The sequence below is a fragment of the Candidatus Dadabacteria bacterium genome (assembly GCA_009840385.1).
Lineage (GTDB): Bacteria > Desulfobacterota_D > UBA1144 > Nemesobacterales > Nemesobacteraceae > Nemesobacter > Nemesobacter australis.
Window position 1 is genome coordinate 1 of record VXNX01000001.1, and the last position, 12,215, is coordinate 12,215.

Here is a 12,215-nt window from a genome sequence, read left to right on the forward strand (position 1 = left end):
CCCCCCCCCCCCCCCCCCCCCCCCCCCCCCCCCCCCCCCCCCCCCCCCCCCAACTTTGAGTGTGAAGCTTAGCCTCGCCATGCGCACGTTGGAGAACTTGCCCTGTCCCTTGATACTGGTGATGGTGCCCTGGGGAACGGTGGCAGGATTGCTCAGCAAAAATTCAGTCCCGTCCTCGGTACCGGCGTCGTAGGGAAAAAGGTCTACCGTGCGAGAGGACCGCCAATTCGATCCATCCAGCATAGAAAGACCGGAAACCCCCACAAACCAGTCTGGGCTGGGACCGATCATCGAGAGAAGGGTAAGCAGAGGATGAGTACGGCTGAACGTGACTTCAAACGTACTCGTGCCCGTGGCGGAGGTTCCGCTTTGATCTACGGTGGATTTTACGTTTGCGCCGGCAGCGGTGATTTCTGATTTGAATGTGCTCGTGCCACCAATTTCCGCCATAAGTTCAACGCCGGCGGTGGCCGTGCCGCCGGATGTCCAGAAAGTCACACTGCTGTTATGCACGGCGCCGATCAGCGTCGTGAAATGGGCACCCCCCACAACCCCGCCGGGTGTGCTACTAGTATTCCAGTTGCCTTTAAACGTCACCGTGTAGGTGGCGGTGGTCTGGGCATGGGCAAGCTCCATCTGCGCTCCGAGGACGATGGCGGCAAGAAGGAGAAAACCCATCGCGGCCCGGGCAACATCGCGGAAGATGCGGGAGAAACCCGGAAAACAGGTGCGTCTCCACATGCGGATACCGTCCCGGCACGCCGTAGCGGACGGGCCCGGTAGTCTGTCTGATTTTAATGCGGTCATTCCAGATAAAATAATACACTAATTCGGCATGCTCTTGAACTAGAAAATCTTACTGCTTCTCCATACATTCCTTGACAAAAACGGCCTCCGTATAAGATACTTACAGGCGGGGTTGGCGGGGTTGAAAATTGCTTCCGCGCAGGAAGCGTAACGGGTGGTTTCTCTATATGACTCTTTTAGCTAAAACTTGGGAAAAAACATTCGGCGCGAGCGAAAGCGCCATGCTACTCAATGCGTTCGGCGTAAGCGACTTCTCGGAGCTTCGCGCATCCCCGAAACTTGAGAGAATAATATCAAAAGCCATCGATGGAGAAAGCGTCACGCGCGAAGACGCTCTCTACCTTGCGGAGCTTTTTCCCAGGGAAATTCCTTTTCTTCTTCTGGCCGCATCGGCTATCAGAAACCGCTCGAAGGGAAAAACCGTAACCTACTCCAAAAACGTTTTCGTGCCCCTGACCCAGCTCTGCAGGGACCGCTGCGGATACTGCACGTTCAAGATAGAACCGGGAGAGGGAGAGCTGTTCATGACCCCTGAAGAGGTCGTCGACATGGCCAAAAAAGGGGCTAAGGCGGGATGCACTGAACTTCTTTTCGTCACGGGAGACAAGCCGGAACTCGCCTATCAGGTATACAGGGACGCACTCGGGGAAATCGGTTACGAAACAACAGCGGACTATCTGATCGACATGGGAAAAACCGGTCTTGAGTACGGAATTTTTCCCCATACGAATCTCGGGCTTTCGACCCCCGAAGAACTCTCCGGGTTCAGAAAAAGCAACCCAAGCATGGGCCTCATGCTCGAGAACATAAGCGAGAGGCTGCTCAAGAAGGGAAACGCTCACCACGGCTGCGCGGACAAGGTCCCGAAACTCAGGATGGAGACGATGGAGCACGCGGGCGAGCTCAGTATTCCCTGGACAAGCGGCATTCTGGTCGGAATCGGGGAAACGTTCGAGGAGAGAATCGACTCGCTTTACGCCCTTTTGGAACTCTCTCGCAGCTATGGTCACCTGCAGGAGATAATAATTCAGAACTTCAACCCCAAGGAAGGAATAAAAATGGAGGACTACCCTCCCGCCGATTTTCTCGAGATGCTGAAGACCGTCGCCATCTCGAGGCTTATATTCGGAGGGGACATGAACATACAGATACCGCCTAACCTTAACAACAGGAATTTCACTTTCTACCTAACCGCTGGCATAAACGACCTGGGCGGCGTGTCGCCCCTCACGATAGACTACGTTAACCCCGAGGCCCCGTGGCCGCAGGTTGAAAGAATGGAAAGGGAGGTAAGCGCGCTGGGTTACGAACTTCGGGAAAGGCTTCCCGTGTATCCCGAGTATATAGACGAGCAGTGGATAGACCCTTATGTTCTGGGCAAGGTAAGGCAGCGAGTTGATGAGAGGGGATACGTTCCCGTAAACTGAAAAAATGGAAGATATAAACAAGATAATAGGCTCTATAGAGGAGAGAAGGCCCATCGGCGTAGACGGAGTTATGTCGCGCATAAACGGCACTACGGGCCGGATAATCGAGGATGCGCTTTCGGGCAAGGAGATCTCGGTTGAGGACGGAATTCATCTCTTCAACATAGATGATACGGACGAGATATCCGCTCTCGCGCTTGCGGCCGACCAGATAAGAAAGGAAGACGTGGGAGATGTGGTCACCTACGTCGTTAACAGGAACATAAACTTCACTAACATATGCGACGTCTACTGCGGTTTCTGCAATTTCATGGCTGACGAGGGAGACGAGAGGGCCTATTTCCTCTCGATGGACGAAGTTGCGGAGAGAACCGTTGAAGCCTGGGAGATAGGCGCGACGGAAGTATGCATGCAGGGAGGCATGCATCCCGAGATAGACGGCAATTTCTACATCGAGCTTATAAAGACGGTAAAAAAAGCCGTGCCCGATATGCACACGCACGCTTTCTCTCCCTACGAGATCTACTACGGAGCTAAGACTCTCGGTATAGAGGAAGAGGATTTCATAAGAAGACTCAAGGATGTCGGTCACAATACCTTCCCAGGCACCGCGGCCGAGGTTCTGGTTGAAGAAGTAAGAAAGGTAATCGCCCCAAGGAAGATACCGACCGAGGTGTGGATAAGGGTAGTGAAAAAAGCTCACAAGGAAGGAATGAGAACCACTTCGACCATAATGTACGGGCACCTCGACAAGCGCCATCACTGGGCAATACACCTTGGAATTCTGAGAGACATACAGAAAGAGACTGGAGGGTTCACGGAATTCGTGCCGCTTCGGTTCATTCCCTGGAACACAAGGCTGTTCATTCACTCCAAGGGAAAGGTGAGAAAAGGTCCGACCGATCTTGACCAGCTGAAGATGTACGCCGTTTCACGGATGATGCTCCGGGGATGGATAAACAACATACAGGTCTCCTGGGTCAAGCAGGGACCCGAGTTCGCACAGTTCTCGCTCACCGCCGGGGCAAACGATTTCGGGGGAACGCTCATGGAAGAGCAGATATCCCGTTTCGCCGGTGCAAGTTACGGACAGTACTTCCCGCCCGAAGAATTCAGAAAACTCACCAGAGAAATAGGCAGAATCCCGGCCGAACGGGACACGACCTACGGGATACTCAAAACGTTTGAAAACGGCGAGGCCTGAAGACTTTTTCTCGCACACGCCATCTTTTGTCTCGAAACACTCCGGCCGGAATCGGTTCCCATGGAGAAATCAAGAATCGAAGAACTGAGCAGGAAGCTTCGCGGACAGATCCGGGGCGAGGTAAGAGAAAACCTCGTTGACCGGACCATCTACAGCACGGACGCAAGCAACTACAGGATCCTCCCAGAAGCTGTCGTAATCCCAAAAAATCGCCAGGACATAGAAATTACAGTTTCCGAAGCCTCAGCCCGCGATATCCCGGTCACGGTGCGGGGGGCGGGAACAAGCCTTGCGGGGCAGGCCGTGGGAGAAGGTGTAATCCTCGACCTCTCAAAATACATGAACGGGATAATCGACGTAGACGCCGGAGGAAAAAAAGCAAGAGTCGAGCCCGGAATCACGATTGACGGACTCAATAGAAACCTCGCGCCTTTAGGACTCATGTTCGGACCGGATCCCTCAAGCGCAAGCGTCGCCACCGTCGGAGGAGCCGTGGCGAATAATGCCACAGGGGCCCATTCAATACTGTATGGAATGGCGGGCGATCACGTCATCTCCTCAAATGCCGTGCTCGCGGACGGGTCTCCGCTCGAGCTTTCCAAGGAAAACTACGAAAAACGTGGTGGAGGAAACGGTATTGCGGAAAATCTTTTCGAAAAACTCGCCGCGCTCATAAAGGAAAACGGGGAACTTGTAAGAAATGACTTTTCAAGACACTGGAGAAGGGCTTCGGGATACTCGCTTAACTATTTTCTGGACAGGGAATTCAATCCCGCGAAACTTCTTGCCTCCTCGGAAGGAACCCTCGCGGTCTCAACCGATTTCGAGCTTAACCTCGTTGAAAAACCTCGCTCAAGCGCGCTCTGCGTCATCTCGTTCCGCGAAATTCCCGAGGCAATGGACTCGGTTTCAAAAATCCTCTCCCGCAACCCCTCGGCAATTGAACTTATCGACGGAACGCTGATAGGTCTTGCTAGAAGGAAAAAAGGATTCTCCCGCGCCGTTTCCTTCATCGAGGGAACCCCGGGAGCCATCCTCGTAGTCGAATTTCAGGGAGACGATGAAAGACAGACCGGCGAGAAGGCAAAAAGCCTCGCAGAGTCCGCGGTCCCGGGGGCGACCGCGTTTCCGGTGCTCGGGCGGGAGGAGCAGAAAAAGGTCTGGGATGTAAGAAAGGCGGGGCTCGGCATCCTGATGAGCGACAGGGGCAAGCAGAAACCGGTGCCTTGCATAGAAGACGTCTCGGTTCCCACGGAAAACCTTGCCCAATACACAAGGGACGTGATTTCGCTTCTTGACGAGTTCGGTCTTAAAGCCGCTTTTTACGGTCACGCAAGTGCCGGATGCCTGCACATAAGGCCTCTTCTTGACCTCCGGGAGCAAAAGGGAGTATCCGACATGGTAGCGCTTTCGGAACGCACCCTTGAGCTTGTTCTTCGCCACTCGGGGGTAATGAGCGGCGAGCACGGAGATGGCCTCCAGAGGAGTTATCTAAACGAAAAACTTTTCGGAAAGAAGCTTTATTCCATCATGGAAGAGCTAAAGGAGATATTCGACCCGCGGGGAATACTCAATCCCGGGAAAGTAGTCCGTGGGGCTGATTCTTCCTCAAATCTGAGGGCAAGGAAGTCTGAGGAGAGCCTCAACACCTTCCTTGACTGGTCCCGTGAAGGGGGGCTTGCCGCCGCGGCCGCAATGTGCAACGGCCAAGGGGTCTGCAGAAAAACCGCCGAGGGCATAATGTGCCCTTCCTACAGGGCGACCCTCGATGAGGGCGACACCACAAGGGCGCGGGCAAACCTTCTCCGGGAACTTCTGCTGGGCGACATGGACAAGGAGATGGTCTACGAGAAAGGATTCTACGATGTTTTTGATCTCTGCGTGGGATGCAAAGCATGCCGTACCGAATGTCCTTCCGGGGTTGACGTGGGCAAGATGAAAACCGAGTTCCTGGCGCTCTACAAGAATAAAACCGGGTTTACTGCAAGAGATATGCTATTTGCCCGAGTGCACGAGATAAGTTCCGCGCGTAGCGCCCTTCCCCGCTTTCTAAACCGCGCGCTTGAAAGCCCTTTCTCCCGAGGGCTGCTTTCGCTTGCGGGAATTTCCCGAAGAAGATCTCTTCCCCCGATGGCCGAAGATACTTTCAGCGGGTGGTTCCGCAAAAAGAAGAAAAATCCCCAGAATGGAAAACAGGTGGTTTATTTCCACGACACGTGGTCTGAGTTTTTCTACCCCGAGATAGGAAAAGCCGTTATCGGGGTGCTTGAGAGCCTTGGTTTCGAGGTGCTTCTGGAGAGACAAAGAAAATGCTGCGGGCGGCCGATGCTGAGTACCGGCATGGTGGAGAAAGCCAGGGAGAACGCAGCTCACAACGTAAACGTTCTCTCAGATTACGCCAGAAGGAATATCCCAGTGGTATTTTCAGAACCCAGCTGCCTCTCCGCGTTTCGGGATGAATACGCAGATCTTCTTCCAGGTAACGAATCACTGGACACGCTCCTTCCGAACACACACTCGGTCTGCGAATTTGTCCGCGCGCAAGGTGATAATTCCCTCGACCCCGGAAAGCAAAGACGCGGAGGAATACTAGTTCACGGACATTGCCACGAAAGATCTGTCGGCAATTTCGGAAAGACCCTGTCACTTCTTAACGAACTGGGATACGACGCGAGGACAAGCGATGCCGGGTGTTGCGGCATGGCAGGGAGCTTCGGCTACGAGAAAGAGCACTACGAGGTATCAAAAGCCATGGGAGAGTGCGGTCTTTTCCCGAAAATAAGAGACTTGGGAGAATCGGAAAGGGTCTGCGTAACGGGCATATCATGTCTCGAGCAGGTCTCCCATTTCACCGGGGTGGTTCCGGTTCACATAGCCCTGCTTCTCGAAGAATGCATATCGGCTAAAGATGCGAAATAACCATCTCCCGTTCATAGAAGATGCCCGTGCTTGCCGGTAAGATAAAGACCATGGGATTTCCGCAGATCATAGGACACGAACCCCAGAAGGAATTTCTTCGCAACTCAGTCCGCAAAAACCGGATCTCGCACGCATACCTTTTCTCAGGACCCGAGGGCGTAGGGAAAAAACTGGTCGCGATCGGTTTCGCGAAACTCATAAACTGCTCCGAGGGAGGGACAGAGAACCTTGACTGCGAATGTACCTCGTGCGCGAAAACCGAAAAAGGCCTGAACCCCGACGTCTTAGTGTTCGGATACCCAAACGAAAAGACGATAAAAGTGGACCACGTAAGACAGGACATAGAGCGGCTGATTCACCTGGCGCCCTATGAGAATCCCTACAAGGTCTTCATAATCGACGGCGCACAGAGAATGAACTTCAATGCACAGAACGCGTTTCTGAAGACTCTAGAAGAACCACCGCCTAATTCCGTCATAATCCTCATAACGACGCTTGCAGACCTGCTCATGCCGACTATAAGATCAAGATGCCAGTCGGTTGTCTTTCAGCCCCTTGAGGCAGGACAGGTAAGAAAATTTCTGGAAGAGGAGAAACCCGGGCAGAATGACCCGGAGCTTGTCTCAAAAATATCGGGAGGCAGCATCTCAAGGGCACTCGGTACTGATGAAGAGTATCTGCGTAAAAGAATCGAATATATAGACTGCGTAATGGCCGTCGACGCCAAAAAGCCCCTTACCCTTTTTGATTCCGTGGAGAGGATACAGAAAGATATAAAGAGTGGAGGACCGGAAGAGCTGAAAACGGTCTTTGACATTCTCTCCACATGGCTTCGGGATTCGGTGATTCTCAAGACTTGCGGAAAGAAAGAGGAGATAGTGAATACCGACCTCATTGAGCAACTAAATGAATACTCTGAAAAAAGGAACGTACCCGAACTCCTAGTTAAGTTCACCGCTCTTGAGGAAACTATGGCGCGGATCTCGGAGAATAACGCAAACGTCGAGATTTCTCTCGAGAATCTTCTCCTGAGGCTTGCCCTATAACGATATCAATTTGCCTGAGGTTTGTTAATCTGGTGCTTTTCGGAGCGAATTCACCTGTTGCAGTCGATACTTGAAACCATGCTTTATAACTCTAGAACAATTATCAAAAACCCTCGTCGAATATATAAAGTTGCATTTATTAGCACCGCCTAGTACAATTTGAAATCGCAGTCTAAATAGTTTAATGAAATCTTAGCATAGGGGAAGGATGATACATGTACAAACTTATCTTAAGCATTGTAATTCTGCTGTCCGCTTCCCCGCTGGCGTTTGCCGGCGAGGCCGCCGATGAAAACGAAGCGTTGAAACAACGTATCGAATATCTGGAGCTGGAGCTGGAAATAACCCGGAAAAAACTCGCGGAGTCGGAATCCCGGGCAGCACCAGCACCCCAAGAGCCGGAAGAACCTGAGAAAAGTCCGATCAGAATCGGCGGCGCGATGCGCGCCAACCATGCCTACGGCGATTACTCAGGGCGCAGGGGCGAAAACATCGGAGACTCAGATTTCGAACTGCTGCGCCTAAATGTCGATCTCGACTACAACGGCGTTATCGGAAGAGCCGAATACCGGTACTACGATGACTACAGCATGATGCACACTGCATGGCTCGGATACAAGTCGGACGACTACGGAACCCTTAAGGTGGGCATTGTCCGCGTTCCTTTCGGACCGGGCCCATGGGGCGTTTCGAACAGCTGGTTCTTTGATCAGCACTACTACGTCGGGCTTGCGGACGACATGGACCTGGGAGCAAGATGGACGAAGGCCTTCGGCGACCTTACGGTCGACCTTGCCTACTATCTTCAGGACGAAGGACACTGGGACGGAACCAGCCGCGACAGTGCCCGATACAGTTACGACCCCGTAAAGTGGAACAGCGGAGCCGACTCGGACGGGAATGTCACCGACTTCGGAGAAAACGGTTTTGAGGAAGAACACCAAGTAAACCTGCGCATTATCTACGCGAGCGAGAGCATCGGGGATATCGGAATGTCGTTTCAGTACGGAAGGCTTGAAGGAACGAATGTGGATGACTCAGGCGCCGACCACCTCGCAGTCTCAGCTCACGCGGTGACCCCGCTTCGGGATTTCTCGCTTCATTCCCAACTGTCCTATTACAGATACGACATTACGGACAAGACTCCCTGGGGAACCGGTGACCTTATTCCCATGGGAGCTTTTAACTTCGCATGGCCCGTGGCGTCAGAGGCATGGCTGCCGGCTGTTTCCCTCAGGTACAACGGCATTGAGGGTTCAGATATAGCGTGGCTCGACGGCGTCACGCCCTATATCGAGTGGAGTTCCATCCTCAAGACAACAGAAGATTTCAACAACAGCTCCCTCTGGACTTTCGGCGCTCTCTGGTACTGGGGCTCTCTATATATCTACACTGATTTCGCGCTCAGCGACGGTAATTTCTTCGTCGGTACGGAAGGAGACGAATACGGCAATATTTACGATGGAGCAAACGATTTCGGCGCCAGTGGAAACAACAGGTGGCACAAGCGCTTTAACATTAACGTGGGCTACTATTTCACTCTTTACGAATAAAGATCGAGGAGACATAAAGTGGAACACGGTCATCAGGCGGGACAAGACAATCTTCAGATATTCGGTCTTGATATAAACGTCCCGGTATTCGTGGCGTCCGGGATTTCCGTACTTCTTTTCACAATCGGGGCACTTGTGTTCCGGGAGGCGGCTACGGAAGTGCTGGGAACGCTTCGAGTCTGGATTACCACCCGATTTGATTGGCTTTTCATGAGCGCCGCCAACATATGCTTTCTGTTCTGTCTTCTCTTGATCGTATCTCCCTTGGGAAATGTGCGCCTCGGCGGTGCGAGCGCACTTCCCCAGTACTCAAGGTTTACCTGGCTTTCCATGATCTTCACGGCGGGAGTCGCAATCGGTCTGCTGTTCTACGGAGTGCTTGAGCCTGTCTACTATCTGCAGAACCCTCCTCTGGGAATTGATCCATCCGATACCAAGGCGGCTCAGGCCGTCGGCATATCCGCAGCAACCTTTCACTGGGGACTCTCCCCGTGGGCGTTTTACGGAACCGTGGGCCTCGGTCTCGCTTTTTTCTCCTACAACAGGGGACTGCCCCTCACGGTCCGCTCGGTGTTCTACCCTCTTCTCGGAAAGCGCGTGTGGGGCTGGAGCGGGCATCTTATAGATACGCTGGCAATATTCGCCACGCTGTTCGGTCTTGCCACATCTCTTGGCCTCGGGGCGAAGCAATCCGTGGCCGGTCTTAACTACCTGTTCGGAATCCCGGCAACGGATATGACTTACATCGTATTTATAGTGCTGACCACCTTTTTCGCCACCCTTTCGGTGCTCAGCGGGCTGAACGTGGGGATCAGGCGCCTGAGTCAGATCACTGTAGCAATTGCCCTGCTTCTGCTCCTGTTCGTTTTCATCGCCGGGCCGACGCAGTACATATTGAGCAGTATTTTCGCGGGATTAGCGGACTATATCGTGAAGATTGTACCCCTCAGCAACTGGGTAGGGAGAGAGGATACGGATTTTCTGCACGGATGGACGACTTTTTACTGGGCCTGGTGGATCTCGTGGACGCCGTTTGTCGGAATGTTCATCGCCCGCATCTCAAGGGGAAGAACCGTACGCGAATTCCTCGTCTGCGTTCTCGTTCTTCCGACTATCTTCTGCCTCCTGTGGATGAGCGTTTTCGGCGGCACGGCCATTCACCAATTTCTCTTCGACGGCTACACGGGCGTTACGACTATAATCACGCAGTGGAAACCGGAACTCGCGCTCTTCAAGATGCTTGAGCAGCTCCCCATGACGCAGATACTCTCCTTTGCAAGCGTCGTTCTTCTCGTAATCTTTTTTATCACTTCATCGGATTCGGCTTCGCTCGTCATCGACATCACTTCGGCCGGCGGGAAGCTTGACGCTCCCCCATCCCAGCGCGTGTTCTGGTGCAGCCTGGAGGGCGCGGTAGCCATCGCTCTGCTTCTCGGAGGAGGGCTTAAATCACTGCAGGCGGCCTCGCTCATAGCCGGACTTCCGTTCTCGGTCCTGCTCATCCTGATGACGGTAAGCATATGGAAGGGAATCAGGAGCGAAGCCCGCTGATCCGGAAACAGACGGACTTTTCAATACAAATGTGGTAGCTTAACGTCGGTTTGCGTTAAATGAAAGAAGAGAAAAAACCGGCGCGGGGATCAAATATTTACAAGGGGCGCGCCTACAGGCGCGGACGGGACAATCTCAGGATATTCGGGCTTGACCTCCATGTCCGGGCATTCCTTGTTTCCGCGCTTGTCATCGTCATCTTCGTTGCCGCCGGGACGATCTTTCAGGAAGAAACGGCCGAGCTCTTCGCAAACGCCCGCCACTGGGTCGTCACCCGATTCCACTGGTTGTTCATGAGCGCAGTCAACGTCATACTGGTTTTCTGCCTGCTGCTGATCGTCTCACCGTTCGCCAAGGTGCGTCTGGGCGGACGGGATGCGAAACCGGACTACTCGTATGCAAGCTGGTTCGCCATGATCTTTTCGACGTCGGTAAGCGCAGGATTCCTGTTTTTCGGAGTGGTTGAACCGATACATCATTTTCAGAATCCTCCGCTCGGCATCGACCCTTCCGACACCAAAACCGCTTTTGCCGCGGGCATGGCGGGGGCTATTTTTCACTGGGGACTCCACGGATGGGCGATATTCGCCGTCGTGGGCCTGTCAATGGCTCTTTTCTCCTACAACATGGGCATGCCGTTTTCCCTGCGTTCGGTGTTCTATCCCGTTTTGGGCAACCGAGTGTGGGGCTGGAGCGGGCACCTGATCGAAGCGCTGGCGGTATTCTCCACCCTGTTCGGCATCGCAGTCTCGATCGGTCTCGGAACCGAGCAGATAACCGGTGGAGTTGATTACCTGCTCTCGATTCCCCCGACCGATCTCTCCAAGGTGATGGTGATCGCCTTGGTGATGCTGACGGCGATGACGGCCCTGCTGACCGGGATAAATACCGGAATCGGCCGCCTGAGCCGAATCAACATAATCCTCGCGGTGTCGCTTATGCTGTTCATCATTGCGGCCGGACCGACGCTTGACATCCTACGCCACTGCTTGGACTCAACCACCACTTACATCATGAGCATAACGTCCCTCAGCATCTGGATAGGGCGCGATGACACGAATTTTCTGCACGAATGGACCATCTTTTACTGGGCCTGGTGGTTCTGCTACGCGCCGTTTGTCGGAATGTTCATCGCCCGCATTTCCAAAGGCAGAACCGTGCGCGAGTTTTTGTTTTTCGTGCTCATACTGCCGACCATTTTCTGCGTGCTCTGGATGAACGCCTTCGGAGGCACGGCAGTTCATCAGTTCTTGATCGACGGTTACACGGGGGTTACAGAAACGGTCGCGACGGGGCTTCACGGACTCGCTTTGTTCAAGCTGCTGGAGACGTTTCCGCTGACACATCTGTTCAGTCTTGTGAGCATCGTCATGTTGTTTTCTTTTCTCGTCGTCTCGCTTGATTCCGGGTCTCTGGCCGTTGATTCCATAACGGCCGGGGGCAAGCTGAATACGCCCGTGCGCCAACGCGAGTTTTGGTGTCTTATAGGGGGACTTATCCCCGCCGTGCTGATGCTCGCAGGCGGATTGGGGTCATTTCAGGCCGCAGTTATCGTTGTAAGCCTCCCGCTCGCCGTTTTGTTCGTCGTGATGCTTTTCAGTATCTGGACGGGACTTCGCCGCGAGTTGCGCCACCCACATCATCCGAGACAGCCATCCCGCAAAGACGCCGGTTAAGGAGTTTCGTGCAAATATAATTGAAATACTGT

The 12,215-nt window shown here is 53.5% G+C and carries 8 protein-coding genes; 7 read left to right on the plus strand and 1 reads right to left on the minus strand.

The window, feature by feature from the left end; genetic code table 11:
- The coding region (locus F4X55_00005; protein ID MYC39392.1) for a hypothetical protein at positions 1 to 807 on the minus strand (807 nt) is incomplete at its 3' end.
- A 167-nt stretch (positions 808 to 974) separates the two neighbouring features.
- On the opposite strand from F4X55_00005, the gene cofG reads away from it, so the two are divergent.
- The 7 genes from cofG to F4X55_00040 all read left to right on the plus strand — a co-directional run bounded on the left by cofG (position 975) and on the right by F4X55_00040 (position 12,183).
- Positions 975 to 2,234: a 7,8-didemethyl-8-hydroxy-5-deazariboflavin synthase subunit CofG gene (gene cofG / locus F4X55_00010; GenBank protein ID MYC39393.1), complete on the plus strand. Its 1,260-nt coding sequence runs from the start codon at positions 975 to 977 to the stop codon at positions 2,232 to 2,234.
- 4 nt (positions 2,235 to 2,238) lie between these two features.
- Complete coding sequence (gene cofH / locus F4X55_00015; GenBank protein MYC39394.1) at positions 2,239 to 3,438, plus strand: 7,8-didemethyl-8-hydroxy-5-deazariboflavin synthase subunit CofH; 1,200 nt, start codon at positions 2,239 to 2,241, stop codon at positions 3,436 to 3,438.
- 60 nt (positions 3,439 to 3,498) lie between these two features.
- Positions 3,499 to 6,357, plus strand: coding sequence for an FAD-binding protein (locus F4X55_00020; GenBank protein ID MYC39395.1), 2,859 nt, complete (start codon positions 3,499 to 3,501; stop codon positions 6,355 to 6,357).
- A gap of 20 nt (positions 6,358 to 6,377) precedes the next feature.
- Entirely contained in the window at positions 6,378 to 7,403 is a 1,026-nt protein-coding gene (holB, locus tag F4X55_00025) for a DNA polymerase III subunit delta' (GenBank protein MYC39396.1), read from the plus strand.
- Positions 7,404 to 7,618: 215 nt separating this feature from the next.
- On the plus strand, positions 7,619 to 8,956 hold the full coding sequence (locus tag F4X55_00030; protein MYC39397.1) for a carbohydrate porin: 1,338 nt from the start codon (positions 7,619 to 7,621) through the stop codon (positions 8,954 to 8,956).
- Between the two features lie 18 nt (positions 8,957 to 8,974).
- Positions 8,975 to 10,507: a BCCT family transporter gene (locus F4X55_00035; protein MYC39398.1), complete on the plus strand. Its 1,533-nt coding sequence runs from the start codon at positions 8,975 to 8,977 to the stop codon at positions 10,505 to 10,507.
- Positions 10,508 to 10,566: 59 nt separating this feature from the next.
- Positions 10,567 to 12,183, plus strand: coding sequence for a BCCT family transporter (locus F4X55_00040; protein MYC39399.1), 1,617 nt, complete (start codon positions 10,567 to 10,569; stop codon positions 12,181 to 12,183).
- Positions 12,184 to 12,215 lie beyond the last annotated feature (32 nt).

What these genes read in the sequence shown, in the direction of transcription:
- cofH (MYC39394.1), top strand. Translation starts at nt 2,239, where the DNA reads ATGGAAGATATAAACAAGATAATAGGCTCTATAGAGGAGAGAAGGCCC.
- F4X55_00030 (MYC39397.1), top strand. Translation starts at nt 7,619, where the DNA reads ATGTACAAACTTATCTTAAGCATTGTAATTCTGCTGTCCGCTTCCCCG.
- cofG (MYC39393.1), top strand. Translation starts at nt 975, where the DNA reads ATGACTCTTTTAGCTAAAACTTGGGAAAAAACATTCGGCGCGAGCGAA.
- F4X55_00040 (MYC39399.1), top strand. Translation starts at nt 10,567, where the DNA reads ATGAAAGAAGAGAAAAAACCGGCGCGGGGATCAAATATTTACAAGGGG.
- holB (MYC39396.1), top strand. Translation starts at nt 6,378, where the DNA reads ATGCCCGTGCTTGCCGGTAAGATAAAGACCATGGGATTTCCGCAGATC.
- F4X55_00020 (MYC39395.1), top strand. Translation starts at nt 3,499, where the DNA reads ATGGAGAAATCAAGAATCGAAGAACTGAGCAGGAAGCTTCGCGGACAG.